16 protein-coding genes are annotated in these 19,944 nt (G+C 64.7%); 12 read left to right on the forward strand and 4 right to left on the reverse strand.

Annotated elements, in window-relative coordinates:
- Nucleotides 1–296: 296 nt before the first annotated feature.
- The 11 genes from modA (at nucleotide 297) to moaC (ending at nucleotide 13,702) form a co-directional block, all read left to right on the forward strand.
- On the forward strand, nucleotides 297–1,220 hold the full coding sequence (gene modA, locus ACYVRU_RS11475) for a molybdate ABC transporter substrate-binding protein (protein ID WP_157012976.1): 924 nt from the start codon (nucleotides 297–299) through the stop codon (nucleotides 1,218–1,220).
- Between the two features lie 125 nt (nucleotides 1,221–1,345).
- The gene (gene modB, locus ACYVRU_RS11480) at nucleotides 1,346–2,893 is read left to right on the forward strand and encodes a molybdate ABC transporter permease subunit (RefSeq protein WP_232325793.1); all 1,548 of its coding nucleotides are present in this window, start codon (nucleotides 1,346–1,348) and stop codon (nucleotides 2,891–2,893) included.
- Nucleotides 2,894–4,000, forward strand: a complete 1,107-nt coding sequence (locus tag ACYVRU_RS11485; RefSeq protein WP_418134231.1) for a sulfate/molybdate ABC transporter ATP-binding protein — start codon at nucleotides 2,894–2,896, stop codon at nucleotides 3,998–4,000.
- A gap of 259 nt (nucleotides 4,001–4,259) precedes the next feature.
- Nucleotides 4,260–5,030, forward strand: a complete 771-nt coding sequence (locus ACYVRU_RS11490) for a hypothetical protein (protein WP_418134232.1) — start codon at nucleotides 4,260–4,262, stop codon at nucleotides 5,028–5,030.
- A gap of 31 nt (nucleotides 5,031–5,061) precedes the next feature.
- Nucleotides 5,062–7,950, forward strand: coding sequence for a molybdopterin-containing oxidoreductase family protein (locus ACYVRU_RS11495; RefSeq protein WP_461186165.1), 2,889 nt, complete (start codon nucleotides 5,062–5,064; stop codon nucleotides 7,948–7,950).
- Nucleotides 7,950–8,561: a 4Fe-4S dicluster domain-containing protein gene (locus ACYVRU_RS11500; RefSeq protein WP_157012973.1), complete on the forward strand. Its 612-nt coding sequence runs from the start codon at nucleotides 7,950–7,952 to the stop codon at nucleotides 8,559–8,561. Before ACYVRU_RS11495 ends, ACYVRU_RS11500 begins: the two co-directional genes overlap by 1 nt.
- Before the next feature lie 259 nt (nucleotides 8,562–8,820).
- On the forward strand, nucleotides 8,821–9,558 hold the full coding sequence (locus ACYVRU_RS11505) for a TorD/DmsD family molecular chaperone (RefSeq protein ID WP_114540394.1): 738 nt from the start codon (nucleotides 8,821–8,823) through the stop codon (nucleotides 9,556–9,558).
- A gap of 1 nt (nucleotide 9,559) precedes the next feature.
- Complete coding sequence (locus tag ACYVRU_RS11510) at nucleotides 9,560–10,297, forward strand: ferric reductase-like transmembrane domain-containing protein (protein WP_157012972.1); 738 nt, start codon at nucleotides 9,560–9,562, stop codon at nucleotides 10,295–10,297.
- A gap of 67 nt (nucleotides 10,298–10,364) precedes the next feature.
- Nucleotides 10,365–11,930 carry a LuxR family transcriptional regulator gene (locus ACYVRU_RS11515; RefSeq protein WP_256156646.1) on the forward strand — a complete coding sequence of 522 codons (1,566 nt, stop codon included), beginning with the start codon at nucleotides 10,365–10,367 and terminating at the stop codon, nucleotides 11,928–11,930.
- 87 nt (nucleotides 11,931–12,017) lie between these two features.
- Complete coding sequence (gene moaA / locus ACYVRU_RS11520) at nucleotides 12,018–13,019, forward strand: GTP 3',8-cyclase MoaA (RefSeq protein ID WP_157012971.1); 1,002 nt, start codon at nucleotides 12,018–12,020, stop codon at nucleotides 13,017–13,019.
- Between the two features lie 182 nt (nucleotides 13,020–13,201).
- Nucleotides 13,202–13,702 (forward strand): cyclic pyranopterin monophosphate synthase MoaC, encoded by a 501-nt coding sequence (gene moaC, locus ACYVRU_RS11525; protein ID WP_157012970.1) that lies wholly within the window; start codon nucleotides 13,202–13,204, stop codon nucleotides 13,700–13,702.
- Between the two features lie 165 nt (nucleotides 13,703–13,867).
- On the opposite strand, the gene ACYVRU_RS11530 is transcribed toward moaC, so the two are convergent.
- Nucleotides 13,868–15,661: an FAD-binding protein gene (locus ACYVRU_RS11530; protein ID WP_231699601.1), complete on the reverse strand. Its 1,794-nt coding sequence runs from the start codon at nucleotides 15,659–15,661 to the stop codon at nucleotides 13,868–13,870.
- A 337-nt stretch (nucleotides 15,662–15,998) separates the two neighbouring features.
- On the opposite strand from ACYVRU_RS11530, the gene ACYVRU_RS11535 reads away from it, so the two are divergent.
- Nucleotides 15,999–17,495 carry a response regulator transcription factor gene (locus ACYVRU_RS11535; protein ID WP_256156647.1) on the forward strand — a complete coding sequence of 499 codons (1,497 nt, stop codon included), beginning with the start codon at nucleotides 15,999–16,001 and terminating at the stop codon, nucleotides 17,493–17,495.
- A gap of 8 nt (nucleotides 17,496–17,503) precedes the next feature.
- Here the strand turns inward: ACYVRU_RS11535 and ACYVRU_RS11540 are convergent, their stop codons facing one another.
- From ACYVRU_RS11540 to ACYVRU_RS11550, 3 genes are read right to left on the reverse strand one after another with little or no spacing between them, the layout of a single operon-like run.
- Complete coding sequence (locus ACYVRU_RS11540) at nucleotides 17,504–18,181, reverse strand: HAD family hydrolase (RefSeq protein WP_157012968.1); 678 nt, start codon at nucleotides 18,179–18,181, stop codon at nucleotides 17,504–17,506.
- Nucleotides 18,182–18,187: 6 nt separating this feature from the next.
- On the reverse strand, nucleotides 18,188–18,655 hold the full coding sequence (gene ribH, locus ACYVRU_RS11545; protein WP_114540388.1) for a 6,7-dimethyl-8-ribityllumazine synthase: 468 nt from the start codon (nucleotides 18,653–18,655) through the stop codon (nucleotides 18,188–18,190).
- Between the two features lie 48 nt (nucleotides 18,656–18,703).
- Nucleotides 18,704–19,939, reverse strand: a complete 1,236-nt coding sequence (locus tag ACYVRU_RS11550) for a bifunctional 3,4-dihydroxy-2-butanone-4-phosphate synthase/GTP cyclohydrolase II (protein ID WP_114540387.1) — start codon at nucleotides 19,937–19,939, stop codon at nucleotides 18,704–18,706.
- Nucleotides 19,940–19,944 lie beyond the last annotated feature (5 nt).

Below are 19,944 nucleotides of genomic sequence, written 5' to 3' on the forward strand. Positions count from 1 at the left end.
GCTTGAACGAAGTGAGAGGCAGCGCCTTTAGACGCTGCCGGCCCCCCTCGGCCTTATAGGCCCAGAGCAAACCACCCCTTTGAGGGGTGGTTCATGATTGTCGTGCGAAGGTATCCCTCTCGCGAGGGCTGACCAAGGTCAGCCCCTGCGGATGTTTCCCATGGAGGAGCGCGAGGGGTTCGGAACCATATTCGGAGATGAGAATAATAGGGCTTGCGAATATATGAGAATAAGGATAATATATCCAAAACGCTTTATTCGCGAAGACGTATAACCTATCAGGGAGGAAGACCTCAATGCGCAAAAGTTGGAAACTCGGTGCCGTGTCGGTGGCTCTTATGGCCGCCCTGGGCCTCTTCGGCTGCTCAGGCGGCGACACTACGGAGCAGAAGGCCGACAAGCCGGCTGCCCCCCAGGCGGAAACCCAGGCTCCCGAGGAGACCAAGCCTGAGGGCGAAGCCGTGGAACTGCAGATTTTCGCCGCCAATTCCCTGACCAAGGCCATGGCCGAGGCCGAGGAACTCTACACTCAGCAGAATCCCAACGTCACCTTCGCTGATACGCAGTACGAGGCCTCTGGCACCTTGAACGAGATGCTCGGTGCTGGGCAGTACGCTGACATCCTCATCACGGCCTCCAAGGGCACGATGGACGATGCCGCGGAGAACGGCTATGTCAAGGAGGACACCCGCCAGACCATGTTCAACAACGACCTGGTCATCGTCACCAAGGAGGGCGGTGACCTGGCAGGTCAGGACATCAGCCTTGAGGACATCGCCGCCGGCAAGTACACGCTGGCCGTGGGTGACGAGAACGTGCCGGCCGGCAACTACGCCTGCCAGTCCCTGACGACGGTCGGCAGCTACATCGAGCCCGACGGGGCCACCGGCGCCGACGCCACGGGCAAGGGCGGCGAGTTCTCCGCGACCCTGCAGCCGAAGGTGACCCTCGGCGGCAAGGTGGGCGACGTGTGCAAGTATGCCGAGTCCGGCGAGGTTGACATCGCCATGGTCTACACCTCGGACGTGTACCGCATGGGCGGTGTCGCCATCTGCTCGGTGGTTCCCAACGACACCCACAAGGCCATTACCTATCCGGGCGCGGTATGCACCGACAGCAAGAGCGCCGAGACGGCACAGGCCTTCCTCGAGTGGTGCATGACCGACGAGGACGCCAACCAGATTTGGGAGAAGTGGGGCTTCGAGCTCGCCCAGAACTAAGGCATTCGCGGTAGAATAACTACGAGCTGCAAAGCGCGTCTTAGTACGCAAGGGCATCTCGTCGGGCGGGCGGGGCGCAAAGCCTCGCCCGTCTGGTGTGCAAGAGGTCAATGAGAGTGGTGGCTATGGAAACAGCGAAAGCGGCCGGCGTGAGGCGATCTGCGACGGGGTTCGCGGCTTCGGTGCTCAGGGCGGTTGCAGCTGCGATTCTTGCAGGCGGGATGCTGGGGGCCTGCATGGTCGTGGCACCCTCTTCGGCTTGGGCTGCCGATGCGGAGCAGGCCGTCCAGGATGCCGAGGTTGAGATTTCCGCTGACGGCGATGCGGCCCGCATGGAAGGCTGCGACTTCGCTGTGGAGGGCTTCGAATGTTCGCGCACGGGATCCGCGCGCGACATTGACGGCTTCAGCTACGGCTACACCTACCGGCTTTCAGGCACCGACCGCGTGGCTATCGTCAACACGGCCGACTACGCCGTGCTCTTCATTCCCCGGACGGTGGCCGACGAGTTCGGCATCGAGGACGAGGGCAGCTCTCAGGTGCAGGAAATAAAGACCTACTTGGCGGCCCTGGATGAGAACTTCTCCACGGGGGTGAACCCGCTGGCGAGCCAAGAGGAATGGAAGGTGCTCATTGCCGATGCGGAAGGCACTGAGGGAGCATCGCTCGCCGTGGGCGACGTGGTATTCACCTTCGGACGCGAGATCTCGGAGGGCCGCTTCTACGTGACCATCGAGGGTCCCGACGACACCTTCGACGTGAAGAGCGAGGTGCGACCGTCCCAGATGGACAGCGGGCTCCTCGTGCCGGCGGAGGGCGCCGTCATCGCCCAGAAGGGCGGCCCGCTTGAGCAGGTGGGGGAGTTTCTCTCGTCCATGGACTACTCGCCTTTATGGGTGACGCTCAAGACCTGCGGCGTGGCCATTGTGTTCGTGTTTTTCCTGGGGCTGGCCGCCGCATATTTCACGCTGCGCATCTCGAAGCGCGCCCAGGATATCTTCGATACCATCTTCACCATTCCCATGGTGCTGCCGCCGACGGTCTGCGGCTTCCTTCTGTTGTCGGCGCTCGGGCGCAACACGGCCTTCGGGCGCTTCTTCCAGGAGATCGGATTCCCGCTCGTGTTCAGCTGGCAGGCCACGGTCCTCGCTGCGGTGGTGGTGGCCTTCCCGCTCATGTATCGCAGCGCCCGGGGCGCCTTCGAGAGCTTGGATCCGAACATGCTCGACGCGGCCCGTACCTTGGGCTGGTCCAACGGGCGCATCTTCCTGCGCCTCATGCTGCCCTTGGCCTGGTCGTCCATCGCCTCGGGCACGGTGCTCGCCTTCGCCCGGGCCTTGGGCGAGTTCGGGTGCACGCTGTTTCTGGCGGGCAACCAACTGGGCAGCACCCGCACCATCCCCATTGCCATTTACTTCGAGTGGATGAACGGCAACACCGAGGCCACCTGGTTTTGGACGATCGTGCTTTTGGTGTTCAGCTTCCTCGTGATTTTGTTCATCAACCTATGGAGCCGGCATACCACGCGCTATCGCCAGAAGAGCAGCCACGAGGGGCGCTCGCCCAAGCCGCGGAGAAACGGCACGCGGGGCGGCGGCCGAAGGAGGAGCGCGAAGGGCCTTCGGGAGGACAGTGCCGGAAGTGCCGACGTTCTGGGAGAGGGGGTGGCCTAGATGAGCCTGGACGTGCGCATCAAGAAGAGCTTCGGCGACTACACCCTGGACGTGGCTTTTGCGGGCGGCGATGAGACTTTGGGCTTTCTGGGGGCCTCCGGGTGCGGCAAGAGCCTCACGCTGCGCTGCATCGCGGGCATCGAGACGCCGGATGAGGGCCGGATCGTTGTGAATGGCAAGGTGTTCTTCGATTCCGAGCAGAAGATCAACCTGACGCCGCAGCAACGTAAAACGGCCCTTCTGTTCCAGAACTACATGCTGTTTCCTAACCTGACGGTGGCGGATAACATCGGCGCGGGCATCGGGCGCGAGGTGCCGAGGGCGGAGCGCGAGCGCATCGTATCCGAGGAGCTGGAGCGTTTCGGCCTGCGCGGTTTCGGGCAGCGCTATCCGGCCCAGCTCTCCGGTGGCCAGCAGCAACGCGTGGCCCTGGCCCGTATGCTGGCGGCGCGGCCGGGCATCCTCATGCTGGACGAGCCCTTCAGCGCCCTGGACTCTCACTTGAAAGGGGTTCTCGAGCAGAACCTCGTGAGCCTGTTCGAAGCTTTTGAGGGAACGATCTTATATGTGAGCCACGACATCGACGAGTCGCTGCGGTTCTGCGACCGAATCGCCGTGGTGGATGCCGGCCGCATCGTGGAGATGGATCGCGGGCGGGAGCTGGTGAACCGGCCGCAGTCGGTGGCGGGGCTGAAGCTGTCGGGCTGCAAGAACGCGCCCGCGGCCGAGTACGCCGGGCCGCATATGGTGCACGTCCCCCCGTGGGGCATTGACGTGCATACGGCCCGGGAAGTGCCGCAGGATGTGAAGTGCCTGGGACTGCGCGCCTTCTATGTGGAGCGGGCGGAGGGCCCCGGCGAGAACTGCTATCGCGTTCGCGTCGATCGGGTGAGCGATGCCCGCTTCGAGCGCATGGCGCTTCTGGGCTTTCTCGATCGCGACGATGCGGATGGAGCCGCTGTCGCCTTCGAGACGAACGAGATGAGCTACCTGCACCAGCACATGTTCTGGCGCGTGAGCATGCGCGAAGGCGCTGCGTTGCCGGAGGTGGGGGAGAGGCTGTGGGTGCGCATCCCTCCGGACAAGGTGTATCTGGTGAGTCGATAATTCCACTCATCAAAAAGTGCGAGCAAAAGCGCAGGTAAAACGGGTCACTCACCCAGCCTGCGTGAGATTTTTGCGCCGATTTTCTCAATTTCAGGCAGTCTGCGGGTAGTCGTTTTCAATCCCAATCGCCTATAGTTCCGACCCGTGGAACCGCTTCGAAAACCTCCGAGACATAGTTGGTGCGAGGAGGCGAAGCGGCAAGGAGGAGAACCAAATAGGTAAGAGGGGAGGGTCGCATCCGCTGCGATGCGAAGCATGCATGGCTGATTTTGAAACCCGCGAAATGCCGCGAGACGATTCCCAGGAGCGCGAGGAGGCAGCCGTCGAGGCGGCGATGGATGTTGCCGCGCTTGTTGCCGACGATTTGCCCGACGCCGCCGAGCTCACCTTCGAGGAGAAGCTCGCGGAGCTGAACCGCACGGTGATGCGTCATCCCTTGAACCGCGAGATCCTGTACAAGACCCTCGCCTTCTGCGCCGAGGAGCGCCCGCTTCGTGAGGCGGAGGAATTCATCGCGGCGCTCCCCCAGTTCGAGCGCGCCACCCAGAACCAGTTCTATATGCTGATGTCCCTTGTTCGCTCCTACGGCCTCGACATGATCGAGCGCGACGAGGACGGCAACCGCGTTTTGCCCGAGCAGAAGGAGGGGCTCTCCGAAGACGAGGTCGACGATCTCGTGGCCGAGATCTCGTTCAAGAGCACGGATGTTGGCGACTGGTTCGTCGATTACAACAAGCCGTCCGCGCGCCTCGTGGATCTGCTTCATCTTGTGCCCGAGCGCACCGATACCTACATCGAACTTTTGGAATTCGTCGAGGCGGTCCCGCGCCCCTACGGGCAGATCGAGGAGCTGCTCTTGGGCAGGCCCGCTCTTCAGACGGTGATCGACGGTCGCGTCGAGACCATGCAGCCGTCGGTGTTTGTGGACAAGCTCGAGCGCGCTGGCGCTCTAGTTTGGAAAGAAGGTTGGACGTTGACCGAGGAGGGAAGGGAGTTTCTGGAAGATCTGAAGGTGAACGGACAAGCGTAATCACGTGTAAGCAAGAGGAGAGGAAGACAATATGTCAAAAACGAATTTGACACGTCGCAGCTTCGTCAAAGTGTCCGCTCTCGCGGGCGCGGCCGCTGCGGTGGGCGCCTCCATGGCCGGCTGCATGCAGGAAGCTGCGCCGGAAGAGGAGCTCGCCGGTACCGGCGAGGCGGGCGTCTCGAGCACCGAGGGCCTGACGAAGATGCGCACGAGCTGCCATGGCTGCATTCAGATGTGCCCGGCCATCGCCTACCTGAAGGACGGCGTGGTCGTGCGGCTCGAGGGCGATCCGGAGGCCCCGGTGTCCCGCGGCAGCCTGTGCATCAAGGGCCTCAACCAGCTGCACACCATGTACAGCCCGCGCCGCATCCTGCACCCCCTGCGCCGGGCCGGCGAGCGCGGCGAGAACAAGTGGGAGGTCATCTCCTGGGACGAGGCCATCACCGAGGCGGCCACCCATATCAAGGACGCTATCGACCAGTACGGCAACTACGCGTTCTTCGCCAGCGTGGGCGGCGGCGGCTCCTACTCGTTCATGGAGGCCATGACGCTTCCCATGGCCTTCGGTAGCCCGACCGTCTTCGAGCCCGGCTGCGCCCAGTGCTACCTGCCCCGTTGGGCCCTCTCGAAGCTCTTCTACGGCGGCGACGACCAGTCCATCGCCGACAACGCCGTCCAGGAGATCTTCAAGGTGAACGACAACAAGACCGAGATCGTGGTCATCTGGGGCGCCCAGCCCTCCGTGTCCGAGACCGCTGAGTCCGGCCGCGGCATGGCGGAGCTCCGCGCCGCCGGCGTGAAGACCGTGGTCGTCGACCCGAACTTCTCGCCCGACGCCGTGAAGGCCGACGTGTGGCTGCCCGTACGTCCCGGCACCGACACGAAGCTTCTGCTCTCGTGGTTCCGCTACATCTTCGAGAACAAGCTCTACGACGAGGAGTTCACGAAGTACTGGACGAACCTGCCCTTCCTGATTGACCCGGACACGAAGCTGCCCGTGAAGGCGCAGGAACTGTTCCCCGACTTCAAGCAGACGACGCCCGAGAACACCCCGGCCTACGTGTGCTTCGATCTGAAGACGAACGCCGTAGCGCCCTTCGAGTACTCCGCTCCCGCCGATTCGGCCGTGGATCCCGAGATCTTCTGGGCCGGCGAGTTCAACGGCAAGCAGTACAAGACCGCCGGTCAGATCTACAAGGAGGAGGCCGATCCCTGGACGCTCGAGAAGACGGCCGAGGAGTGCTGGCTGCAAGCGGATAAGATCGAAGAGGCCATCAAGCTCTATGTTGAGAACAACGGCGGCATCGCCAACGGCGTGGCCTCCGACATGACTGAGTCCGCCTCCCAGGTGCCGCTCGGCTGCATGGGCCTCGACTCCATCATGGGCCGCATCAACAAGCCCGGCGTCACCATGACCCAGAAGGGCGGCGGCTACTTCGCCACCACGACCGACACCGGTGAGACCAAGCTGGTGCGCCCGGTCACCTACAACAACGGCTTCGGCGGCATGTTCTCCGACATGTACGGCGTCGGCGCGGTCATCGGCATGTCCGATGCCGAGAACGAGGCGCGCATCAAGCAGCTCGGCGAGGCCATGCCCGACTCCCAGCGCATCCTGAACAAGCTTCTGCAGGATCGTCTGGGCATGAAGGATCACAAGGGCCTCTACGCCTGGTGCCACTCCCACATCCCCACGGTGCGCAACGCCATCGCCACCGGCGAGCCCTTCAAGCCGCGCGTGTGGTTCGACATGTCCGGCAACAAGCTGGCCATGCTCGGCAACGCGAAGTCCTGGTACGACGTGTTCCCCGAGGTGGACTACATCATCGGCCAGTACCCGATGCTCACCTCCTTCCACATCGAGGCGTGCGATCTGGTCTTCCCGCTGCGCGAGTGGCTGGAAGAGCCCATGGTGAACATGACCCAGCTGGACACCCAGTGGCTGCAGAACGAGTGCGTGCACATCGGCGAGACCGTGTCGCACTCCATCCCGGCGGCCCAGGTGGTGGCCAAGTGCCGCGAGATGTGGGGCGGCCACATCCCGAACGGCCTGGAATTGGGCGATGGCACGGCTTATCTGGGCAGCGCCACCGAGGCCGAGGTCAAGCAGGGCGTTGCCGACACGCTCGGCGCTCCCGACTGGGAGACCCTGCAGGCGAACACCGACGAGTACGTGCCGTTCGTGACGCCGGACTACTGGAATTACAACCAGCACGAGCAGATCGCCGACGACGGCCTGCCCTCCGGCTTTGCCACCGAGTCCCGCAAGGTGGAGACCTACTGCCAGATGCTCATCCGCATGGCTCGCAACGGGTACCCGTACTGCTATCCGGAGCCCCAGGAGGCCTGCGAGGACTACAGCCCCATCTGCGTGCCCATCGAGCCGGTCGAGTCCCCCTACGAGGGCATGCCGGGCTACGATCCCGAGTACCCGTTCGTGCTCACGAGCGGACGTGTGCCCTACTTCCACCACGGCACCATGCGCCATGCTCCCTTCAGCCGCGAGCTGTTCCCCTGCGCCGAGATCCGCATCAACCCGGCCAGCGCCAAGGAGCTCGGCATCGAGCACATGGACTGGGTCAAGGTCACCAGCCGCCGCGGCGAGGTGCATGCCCGCGCCTACCTGACCGAGGGCGTCCACCCCAAGACCGTGTGGATGGAGCGCTTCTGGAACCCCGAGTGCTTCGACGCCTCCCAGGCCAACCCCACCGGCGGCTGGCGCGAGTGCAACGTCAACGTGCTCACCAAGAACGACGCCCCCTTCAACGAGGTCTACGGCTCCTACACCAACCGCGGCTTCACGGTGAAGATCGAGAAGTCCGAGCGTCCTGCCAACATTTGGGTGGAGGCTGAGGAGTTCGAGCCCTTCATGCCCACTCAGGAAATGCTCGCTGAAGCCCAGACGAAGGATGTGTTCTAATGAAAAATACGCTTGTCATCGACCTGGACCGCTGCTCGGGCTGCGACTCCTGCGTGGCCGCCTGCAAGATGGAGAACCAGATGAACCTGGGCGTGGTGCGCAACCACGTGTCCGCCATCGGCCCCACCGGCACCTTCCCGGACATCGAGATGTACTGGCTGCCCATGCAGTGCCAGCAGTGCGAGAATCCCGGCTGCATCGAAGTGTGCCCCACCGGCGCCTCCTACCGCGACGAGGAGACCGGCATCGTGCTCGTGAACGCCGAGGATTGCATCGGCTGCGAGAGCTGTCTGACGGGCTGCCCCTACGGCGTGCGCCAGCTGAACCCGAAGACCAACACCATCGAGAAGTGCACGCTGTGCTTCCAGCGCAAAAACGACGAGAACTGGGTGCCGGCCTGCGTGCACAACTGCTGCTGCGGCGCTCGCACCTTCGGAGACTTGGACGATCCGAACTCCGAGGCCGCGAAGGTCGTGGCTGCCGCCGGCGAGAACGCGCACTACCTGTTCGATCCGGCCGACCTGCATCCCACGACGGTCTACATCCTCTCGGAGAAGACCGCCAAGTGGCAGGAGGAGCCCGTCGAGGTCACCCGCTACGAGAAGAAGTAGCCATTTTGCGTGAGGGGTGCGCTTGCACCAGCCCGTAGGTGCGCCCCTCGGTTTTCGGTTGCCCCGACCGTCGCTCCCTCCCTTTTGGCGGTCGGGCGCTCTTGCGGGTTCGCAGTTTGAACCCGCAGGACGGGGGCTGCTGCTTTGGTGCGCCGGTGCGCCGCTTTTTCGAGGTCGCAGTTCCTGTCCTGCGGAGCGCTCTGGCGCTACGCGGTTTGTGCCCAACGAGGACGGGCGAGTCTGAGAGGAGAGGGGATACATGGTAGATGAGATGAGCGTCGCTGCGGCCGATGAGGCTGTGGTGACGGAGGACATGATCGCGGCCCTCAAGGGTCGCGCGGCGTTCTACGACCTTTTGGCGGCCATCTACTTCCGGCCGTTGACGGCTGAGCAAATCGATAACATCGCCGAGATGGATTGGTCGGAATATGCCGATGTGAACGAGCTGTTCGCCGACGGGGTGAACGATATCACGCGCTATTTGCGCAAGCGGAACTCCGGCACGCGCCAGGCGCTGGCCGTGGACTTCACTTCCGCCTTCGCCGGAACCTCCTCGTGGAAGGGCCGCTACGCGGTGCCCTACGAGAGCGTGCACACGAGCGAAGAGGGGCTCATGTTCCAGGACGCTTACCACGAGGTTTTCCAGCTGTACAAGGCCAACCACGTGGCCAAGGCCGAGGGCTACGACTTCCCCCACGATCACCTGTCGTTCATGTGCGAGTTCCTCGTGGTGCTCTCAGATCGCATCATTGCCGCCCTTGAGGCCGGCGACGACGCGGAGGCCCTGCGTCAGGTTCGCACGTCCCGCGCGTTCCTCGCCGACCATATCCTCTCGTGGTTCGACACGTTCCAGGATCTGGCGCTTCTGCTTTTGGAGACGCGCTTCTATCGGGGCGTCTTGAAGATTTCCAAGGGTTTCTTCCTCGAGGACGCCGAGCTTTTGGATGCTATCGCCGTCGAGCTCGAGCAGCGCCTCGAGGTGCGAGAGGAGAGGTAACATGGACTTCGCGATCATCCTTGCAGTCACCATCGTCGGCTGCTTCGCCCTGCGCAACCCCTTGAAGGCGCTTCCGGTCGCGTTCTACGCCGCCGCCATCGCCATCGACGTCGTCTACGTGTACGGCGTGTTCTTCGGGCTGCCGCGCGCCATTTGGAGCCCGCTGTTCGTCCTCATCCAGAAGTGCGAGCTGTCGCTGGCCCTGTTCGTGGTCGTCATGTTCATCGGATGCCTGAACCGGGACGGCCGCGCCTATCACTGGCTGAAGCCCGTGCGCAGCGAGCTGTCCATCGTGGCGTGGTTCCTCTCGCTCGGGCACATGGCCGTGTACCTGGAGAGCTACCTGCCGCGCCTTCTCGGCGGCGGCGAGATCGGGGGCAACGTCATGGGCGCCTTCGTTTTGGCGGTCGTGCTGCTCGTGCTGCTCGTCGTGCTCGGCGTGACGTCCTTCGCCTTCGTGAAGCGGCAGATGTCCACGGCCTCGTGGAAGAAGGTGCAGAAGCTGGCCTACCCGTTCTTCGGGCTGGTGTACGTGCACCTGCTGCTGATGCTTTTGCCCTCGGCCCTGCACGGCGGCCTCGCCGCCCAGGCCTCGGTGGTCGTGTACTCGGTGGTGTTCGTCGGCTATGCCCTCTGCCGCGTGGGCCGGGCGTTGGTCGACCGGAGCGCCGAGGATGCCGTGTCCGCGTCCAACGACCCGACTCCCGCCATCTCCGACGAACCGGAAATGGTATCGTAGGCCAATCGGATCACATCGAGGAGCGCTCGGCTGTCGCCGGGCGCTCCTTGCGCTAGGGAGGGCAGTGATGGCCGAGACGAAAAACTTCATGGCGAAGCTCGTGCGCGCGTGGCCGGCATTGCCGTACATGGCCTTGGGGGCCCTGCTAGCTTCGGTCTATATAGCGAGCTCGGGAACGGCGTGGCTGTCTGATAGCGAGATCAACGGCGGAAACCTTTCGGTGCTGACGGTGACCATGAGCCTGTCGGCCGGCGGCCTCATGCTGTTGTCCACGTTCGCAGTGCCCCGGGTGCGCTCGTGGCTCGAGCGCCCGACGGCGTGCCTTTGGGCGGGGGCGGTCTCCTCGCTCGGCGCCCTCATCGTCATACTTATCGGGCCCTATTATTTGACGCCGATGCTGCCTTATCCCGTTATCCGATCGCTTTTCTTCATCGGCGGCATACTATTCGGCGTGGGGCTCGGGGCGATCGCCCTGCGTTGCGGGCAGCTCTACGGCGCGCTGCCGCCGCGCCAGGTCATCCTGTACGTGGCCTACTCCCAGTTCGTCGTGGGAGCCTCCTTCTTCATTGTGCTGGGATCGCCCGCCTGGGCGCCGGTTCCCGGCGGTCCCAGCTTGGCGGGCATGGCTTCGTTCGTGCTGCTGCCTTTGGCGGCCGGCATCTTGGCATCGTTCTCCCGCCATATCGAGCAGCCGACGCCCACTCTTGTGCGCGACCATTCGCGCCGGTCGCTGCCGAAGTCGTTCTGGAAGCTTCTGGCCGTGGTCTTCGTGTTCTCCTGCATCGTGTCCTCGGTGTACGCATCCACGGTGGCGGTCTCCTCCATCGAGACGACGCTGTCCGGGTCGCGTCTCGTCATGCTCGCGCGCATGCTTCTGGCGTTGGTTTTGGCGGTGGTGGCCGTGGGCATCGAGGGGGATCGACTCAACTTCGGGAAGCTGTACTCGGTGGTGATGGTGGCCTCCGTGGCGCTTGTCGCCTGCCTGCCCTTGGTAACGGTGCTGCATACCGTGCTCGCCCAGGTGGTGTCGCTGTCCAGCGTCGTGTTCGAGCTGTTCCTGTGGTGCATTCTCGCCTTCATCGTCTTCCAGCGGCGCACCTCCGCGGTCATCGTGTTCGGCTACGGCTACGGCGCCTACCAGCTTGGCAACGGCATCGGCTGGCTCTTCGGGGCGCAGCTTTTAGGGACGCTGTTCGGTGCCGTCGGCGAGGCCTTCGCCTATATGATCATGGCGCTCATCGTGCTCGCTTGCGCCTTTCTCATCTTCTCCGAGCGCGAGTTCGACCGATTGTTCGCGCCGGGGGAGGAGGGCGCCCCCTCGCTTGACGAGCTGCTGATGAGGGATCTTGCCGCCGAGAGCGAGGGGCCGGCCCGCGAGGACGAGCCGGTGCGCAAGGGACGCTTCGGTCTGGCGATCGAGGCTTTGGCCGCAGACTACCAGCTCTCTCCCCGGGAGACCGACGTGCTGCGCTGTCTGGCCATGGGCTACAACTCGTCCACCACGGCGAGCAAGCTCAGCATCTCCTGGAACACGGTGCGCACCCATACGCGCAACGTCTACGGCAAGCTGGGCGTTCATTCCCAGCAGGAGCTGATTGCCATGGTGGATGACGTCACGGCGGCCGAGGGGTAGGATATCTCGCGGCGCTCCTCGATGCGGATTGCGGTTTATTTCGAGTTCGATATAATAAGCAGTCAAAACACGTTGCGAGGGGTGACTTTGAAAGACTCACACGGTCGTACTATCGATTATCTGCGCATATCGCTGACGGATCGCTGCAATTTCCGCTGCGTCTACTGCATGCCCGAGGAGGGCGTGTGCGCGATGTCCCATGACGAGATCCTGCGCATCGAGGAGATCGAGCGGCTGGTGGCCGTGGCCGCCGGGCTCGGCATCCGCTCGGTTCGCCTCACGGGCGGCGAGCCGTTGGTGCGCAAGGGCGTGGTTGAGCTGGTGGACGCCATCACCGGCATCGAGGGCATCGAGAACGTCTCCATGACCACCAACGGGGTTCTTCTGCCCCGCATGATCGGCGATTTGAAGGCAGCGGGGCTTTCGCGGGTCAACATCTCGCTTGACACCCTGGATCCGGTGCAGTTCCACGAGATCACGCGCACGGGCCGTTTGGAGGACACCCTCGCCGGCATCGACGCGGCGCTCGCCGCAGGGCTCAATCCCGTGAAGGTGAACGCCGTGGCCGTGCGCAGCCTTGACCAGGACTTTTTGGAGTTCGCGAAGCTCTCCATCGATCGGCCGCTGCACGTGCGCTTCATCGAGTACATGCCCGTGGGCGATACAAGCGTCGACGCCGGCACCGGCTGGGGCAAGGAGGATGTCATCCCCTCCGAGGAGTTGTTCGACATCATCAACGAGCGCGCCCGTGCGGCGGGGCTGCCCGAGCTGCGCCCGGCCGGGGCGACGAAGCCTCTGGGCTGGGGTCCGGCGCGCTACTTCGAGTTCCCCGACGCGCTGGGCACCGTGGGCTTCATCAGCCCGCTGTCGCGCCACTTCTGCAGCGAGTGCAACCGCCTGCGCGTGACCGCCGACGGCAAGGTGCGCCCGTGTTTGTTCTCTGATACCGAGTACGATGTGCGCACGGCCCTGCGCGAGGGCGATGACGCCGCAGTGCGCGACGTGCTGCTGACGGCTCTCGGCGCCAAGCCCGACGACCACCATGACAAAGTGGGCACCGACCGCAAGATGAGCCAGATCGGCGGCTAGCTTTCTTCCGGGTTGTCCGGGTTCGCGCTCGGGGCAAGGGCGCCGTGCTCAGACAGTCCTCGCTTGGTGGAACAGCCCACTGGGCTGTTCCAGTCGCTGCGGAACTCCGCGCGGACCCTCGCCCCGAGCGCGAACCCTCCTCTTCCAAGAATGCCTTCCGAACCTGCTAGAAAGGAATTGCAATGACCGAGCAGCTGACCCATATCGACGAGAACGGCGACGTGCGGATGGTGGACGTATCGCAGAAGGCCGACACCGAGCGCGTGGCCGTGGCCGAGGGCTTCATCTCCATGAAGCCGGAGACGTTGGCCCTCATCGTGGAGGGCAAGGCGGCCAAGGGCGATGTGCTCGCCTGCGCCCGGGTGGCCGGAGTGATGGCCGCGAAGAAAACGAGCGAGCTTATCCCCATGTGCCACCCGCTGAACATCACCAAGGCCAAGGTGGAGTGCGCGCCCGTGCGCGAGGGCGAGCGGGAAGACGGGCGCGTGGGTATTCACGTGACTACGATGTGCGGTGTCACGGGCAAGACCGGCATCGAGATGGAGGCGCTCACGGCGGCTTCCGTGACGTGCCTGACCGTGTACGATATGTGCAAGGCCGTGGACCGCGGCATGGAAATTTCCGATGTGCGCCTGCTGAAGAAGGACGGCGGCAAGACGGGCCTCTGGCTGCGGGAGGAGTAGATTTCCGCAGTTTGGAGAGGTTGCGACAGGAAAGCCCCCGGCCGGGGAGGGACGGCCGGGGGCTTTGTCGATGATCTGCGGGAGCCGGGAGGGCGGGCCCCGCAGCGGGAAAGGCATTTCGGGTGAGACGGGCGCGGCCAGCGGCGGCACCCGTCTCTGCCGTTTCTAGCCGAGGAATTTCGCCACGGACTTGCCGCACTCGCGGCCGAGCACCAGGGCGAAGGCCAGCGAGCAGCCGGGGATGGGGGTCACGTACTCGGTGCCGAAACGGCGGCCGCAGTCGTTGCCGGCCATGTACAGGCCGGGAATGGGCTCGTAGTTCGCATCCAAGGCGTTCTGCTCGCCGTCGGTGATGATGCCGCCCATGGTGACCATGGTCTCGCCGAGCACCGGGTCGAAGGTGCAGGCGTAGAAGGGGCCGTCCTTCACCGGGAAGAGCACCTCGGCGGCGCGGCCGAACTCCTCGTCGACGCCGGCCTCGCAGTAGCCGTTCCATCGCTCGATCTGGGCGACGAACTCCGTGGCGGCGTCGCCGGAAAGTCCCATCTGGCCGGCCAGGCCCTCCAGGGTGTCGTCGGCGATCCACTCCACCTGGGTCATGGGGCCGCCACCGCCCGGGCCGCCCTGGCCCTCTTCCTGCTCCGGTTCCTCGTAGGTGCCCTTGAACTTCGCGTAGGCCTTGTCGAGCGAGTCGCGCAGGGAGGCGATGTTCTCCTCATTGGCGGTGAAGCCGGCGTGCTGGGGCAGGGTGTACTGGCGGTACTCGGTGAAGTTGTTGTCCACCACGGCGTACTTCGTCTTGCGGCTCATGAACACGGTCTGGTACCCGCGCTGCTCGGAAGTGGGGTAGTACTCGTTGGCGAAGCGGCGGCCGTTCTCGTCGATCCACACGGCCTGGGGCAGGCAGTTCATCTTGCCGGGAACCGACAGGCCCTTCATGTTCATGCCGGCAACGGGCGTGGTCTCCAGGTGAGCGCCGGCCCAGTAGGCCATCTGCACGCCGCGGCCGTCGTTGGCCGACATGGAGGTCAGCGCGTCCTCGCCGGTGAGGGCCTGGGCCATGTCGGGCATGAAGTAGGCCATCATCTCGGGGTTGCCGCCCATGCCGCCGCAGGCGCAGACGACGGCCTTGCAGTTGATCTTGATGTAGCCGTCCGCGTCAGAGGCCACAAGACCCGCCACGGCACCGTCCTGCATGATGATGTACTCGGCGGTGGTGGCGAAGTGGAACTCGGCGCCGGCCTCCTCGGCCGCGGCCTGGTTGTACATCTGGATCTTCGTCTGGTTGCACTCGCCGTAGAACGAGCACACGCTCGGCCAGAACTTGATGCCCGACAGCTCGCCCATCTGGTGCTCGGTGGGCGGGAAGAACGCCGTGGTCATAGTGGCGAAGTCCTCCTCGGTCAGGCGGTCGAGGTACCAGTTGGAGTTTTCCTCGGAGTTCTGTGCGAACTTCATGACCAGCGAGGGGTTGGGCATGTTGGAGGTGATCTTCATGAAGTTCTGGTAGAACTCCACCGGATCGATGTGCGGCACGCCGCGCTCCTGGAGGATCTTGGCGTTCAGCGAGGCGAACTCGTTGCCCACGGCCTGGTAGGAGTCCTCGGGCTGCTTCTCGATGAGGATGACCTTCTTGCCCTGCTCGGCCAGCTCGCGGCAGGCGGTGATGCCGGCGAAGCCGTGGCCGCAGACCACCGCGTCGCAGTCCCATTCCTGGGCGAAATCGGTCACCTCGGCCGGCGGCGTCATCCAGCTGGTGTCGGTGACGTTGTGGATGTGCACATCGCTGGGCGCGGAGCTGCCCGCGCTCTCGATGTGGCCGCCGTCTTCGGTCTTGGCGGTGCTGTCGCCGCCTGCCGGCGCGCAGCCGGCGAGCCCGGCGGCTCCGGCGGCCATGGCGGCCACGGCGCCCATGCCGATGAACGAGCGGCGGGACATGCCCTTGGTTGTCTTCTCCATAGTTCCCATATCCTCCCTTGGTATCGGGGCGTATCGGTCGGCGTGCACCGAAGCTCGGCGGTGCGGCCGGCGGGGCGCTCGGGGCGACTCCCCGGCCTTCTCGTCGCTCGCCTTGGTGCGGCGCCGGGGCCCATGATGGCACCGCGAGCGGCCCGCGAGGAATCGTCAGCTTGGGGGATTTCCCGGAAAGCGCCCTCGCGGAAATGGGGGAGATGGAAATAAACCGCAGGTCAGCGCCACAGGGCCAGAATGACGGCTCAGTAACGCCGTGGCAACTTCGGAAAGTTTCGCTATACTGGTGCCCGACGAAGCCGCGACAAGCCAGGGAGGGTACAGGTTGCCGCTTTCCAAATACTTCAGGCTCGAGGCGCTCACGCTCATAGCGTTTCTGGCCACCATTCCCATCTACTCGCCGAACCATCTGCTCTTCGAGACCGGCGTCTTCGACGTGCCCACGTTCATGGCGCCCTTCGCGAACACGATGCTTTTCTCCACACTCGTATTGGGCACGCTCGCCGCGCTGGCCTCGGGGCGGCGCTGCCCCGAGAGGCTCTTGGGCCGCGGATGGGTGGTGGCCGGCGTGGCCGCTTATCTTACGGGCTACGGCCTGCTCATAGCCGCGGCGGCGCTGCCGGGCGTGGGCACGGGGGCTGTGGGGGCTCTTTCGGGTTTTCTGTTGGCGGCGGGCACCGTGGAGCTGGCGGTGCTGTGGGGCAGCTACATGGCCGCCTACGACCTGCGCCAGGCGCTTTTGTGGTGCGCCCTTTCCGTGGGCTGCGCGGCGCTCGTGGGGCTTCTGCTGTCCTCCACCACCTTCGGCGTGGGGCTCATCGTGTTCGTGGTGCTGGTGCTGGCGAGCTTCCCCGTGCCCTGCCTGGCGGCGTGGAAGCGCCCGCGGGGCGGCGCGCGCCCGGGAGATCTGGGCGGCGGGGCCAAGGCGGCTGGTGCGGCATCATCCGTGCAGGAGGCGGCGGAATCTCCGGCCCCCACGCGCCGGGCGCGGCTGGCGTCTTTGGCCTCGGTGTCCGGCATGCCGCTGGCGGGCCTCATGGTGTTCGCCTTCATGATGGGGGCGCGGAAGTTCATCCTGTTCGACGTGGTGAACATGGAGCTGCTCGGCTGCGCGCTGGGGGCCGTGGTGGCGCTGCCCATCTGCCTTCTGCGCACGAGCCGGCCGCTCACCACGCTCATCTACCGGATGCTCGTGCCGGCGTTCGCCTTGGTGCTCATCGTGCTGAACAGCTTCCCCGGCACCACGATGCCGATGTTCTTCGCCGCGTGGCTCACCTACGTGTTCTACGGGGCCGTGGCCATCCTCGCCCTGGCGAGCCTGGCGGCCGTGGCCCATGCCCGGGAGTTCTCGGCCGGCTCGGTGTTCGGCACGGCGGTGGCGGCCTTCGCGCTGTTCTCGCTTCTGGGCCTGGGGTGCGCGCCCACCGCCCCCTTCCAGGAAGAGGGCGGCGGCCCGGCGCTCTTGGTGGTGAGCACGTTCTACTTCGTGGGCGTCATCGCGGCGGCGCTCTGGGGCTTTTGGCGCGCGGGCGCGGGGGAGCGCGCGGCCGACGACGGGCTGGGCGCGCGGGATGCCGGCGCGGGGGCCGACGCGCAGGCCCAAAGCGTGCAGGCGCGCTGCGAGGCCTTGGCCGACGAGGCCGGCCTAACGCCGCGGGAGCGCGAGATTTTAGGGTATCTGGGGCGCGGCCACGGCATCGCCTTTGTGGCCGCCACGCTCGTCATCTCCGAGTCCACCGTGCGCACCCACGTGAAGAGCATCTACAAGAAGCTCGGTGTGAACGGCCGCGAGGAGCTGCTCGCGAAGGTGGACGAGGGATAGGGCCAGGGCTAGGGGTGCCCGCGCGGCTTCCCGGTAAGTGCCCGCACGGCCCCTGCGATCTCGGGGGCCGTGCTCACCAGGACGTCCGCCCGGCTGAGCTCGTCTGCCGTTCCGAATCCGTAGGTGCACCCGACAAAGGGAATGTTTCCGTGCACGGCCACCTCCTGATCGTGGTGCCGGTCGCCGACCATGAGGTGGGGCTTCGGGTAACGTGCGCAAATCTGCCGGTAGATCTGCCACTTCTCCAGCCCTTCGAAGTCTTCGGCGCACCAGGCGCCGGTGAACAGGCCGCCGAGGCCGAATGCGGCAAGGTGCTCGTCGCGGTAGGAGCCGCTGCAATTTGAGAGGAACACGAGCGTGCATCCCTCCTCGCGCAGGGATTCCAGCATGGCCTTCGCGCCGGGGTACAGGCGCCCTGCGCCCGCCGCGAGCAAGCGGCGCATCTCCTCTCCGATGGCGGCCGATGCGCGCTGCCAAATCGCTTCGGGCAGCTCGGGCATGAAGGAGGCCCACATGGCGGCAGGGGAGTATCCGAGCCACGAGGCGATCTCCTCATCGGAGAACGTACGCGGGGCGGCCCAGCCATCGGTTACCAAGGCAGCATAGGCGCGGCGAAACGCCGGGCCGTACAGATGCATGGAATCGTGGAGCGTGCCATCGTAGTCGAAAAATACCGTGCCGCCCATGGGCCCCTAGCCTTCGATCTCCCGCAGAAGGTTGACCATCTCGATGGCCGACGTGGCGCAGTCGAATCCTTTGTTGCCCGCCTTGGTGCCCGCACGCTCGATTGCCTGCTCGATCGTGTCGGTGGTCACGATGCCGAACATAACGGGCACCCCGCTTTCCAGCGATACGTGGGCGATGCCCTTGGCGGCCTCGTTGCAGACCAGGTCGTAGTGGCTCGTGGCGCCGCGGATGACGGCGCCCAGGCAGATGACGGCGTCATAGCGGCCCGATTGCGCCATCTTCTGCGCGGCAAGCGGCGCCTCGAAAGCGCCGGGTACCCAGGCGATGTCGACGTCCTGCTCGCGCACGTTGTGGCGCAAAAGGCCGTCCATGGCGCCCCCGATCAGCTTGGATGTGATGAACTCGTTGAAGCGGGAGGCCACGATGCCGACCTTGATGTTCTCCGATACCAGCTTCCCTTCAAATACCGTCATGATGATCCTTTCCCAAACGTTGGTTTCCTTAGTCGAGTTGTACAGGCGCTAGGACGCCTGGCGCTCCTCATCGAAGTACAGCAAATGCCCCATCTTCTCCTGCTTGGTGCGCAGATAGAACTCATCGTGGCTGGTCAAAGGCATTTGGATGGGCACGCGTTCGGTGATCTGCAGCCCGAAATCGCCCAATTGGTACACTTTGTCGGGGTTGTTCGTAAGCAGTCGCATGGTCTTTACGCCCAGCTCGTGCAGAATTTGGGCGCCGATGTAGTATTCTCGCAGGTCGCCCGCGAAGCCCAGGGCCAGGTTGGCCTCCAGGGTATCCATGCCGGCATCTTGCAGCTCGTAGGCGCGCAGCTTGTTCACAAGCCCGATGCCGCGCCCTTCCTGGCGCATGTACAGCACCACCCCGCGCCCCTCGGCTTCCACCTGGGCCATCGCTGCAGCCAGCTGCTGGCCGCAATCGCAGCGCAGGCTGCCGAAGGCATCGCCGGTGAGGCACTCGGAATGAACGCGCACCAGCACATCGACGCCGTCTCCGATGTCGCCTTTCACCAGGGCCACGTGGTGCTCGCCGTTCAACTTGTTCACGAAGGCGTGGGCGCGAAACGCCCCGTAGCGCGTGGGCATTGCCGTATCGGCCACTTCCACCACGTGGCATTCGTGCTTCTTGCGGTAGTCCTGGAGCGCTTTGATGGAGATGAACTTCAAATTGAATTGCCGGGCGAGCTCTATCAGCTCGGGTGTGCGCATCATGGTGCCGTCTTCGCGCATGATCTCGCAGCACAGACCGCACTCCTCAAGACCGGCCAGACGCATCAGATCCACTGTGGCCTCGGTGTGGCCGTTGCGCTCCAGCACGCCGTTGGCCTTTGCCATCAGTGGGAACATATGGCCCGGCCGGCGGAAGTCGGACGGGCGGGCGCCGGGCTGCACCACGGCGCGCGCGGTCAGCCCGCGCTCTTGCGCCGAGATGCCCGTTGTGGTGTCGACGTGGTCGATGGACACGGTGAAGGCGGTTTCGTGGTTGTCGGTGTTCTCGGTGACCATTTGGGGAAACGCCAGCTTTTGGCACAGTTCGGCGGACATGGGCATGCAGATGAGCCCCTTGCCGTGTACTGCCATGAAGTTCACGTTCTCGGTGGTGGCGAACTGCGCTGCGCAGATGAAATCGCCTTCGTTCTCGCGGTCGGGGTCGTCGGTGCACAGAATGATCTTGCCCGCGCGCAAATCATCCAGCGCCTCTTCGATCGTGCTGAACTGGAATGACTTGTTCTCTTCCATGGGGT

It is taken from the genome of Adlercreutzia sp. CNCM I-6216 (genome assembly GCF_977113345.1).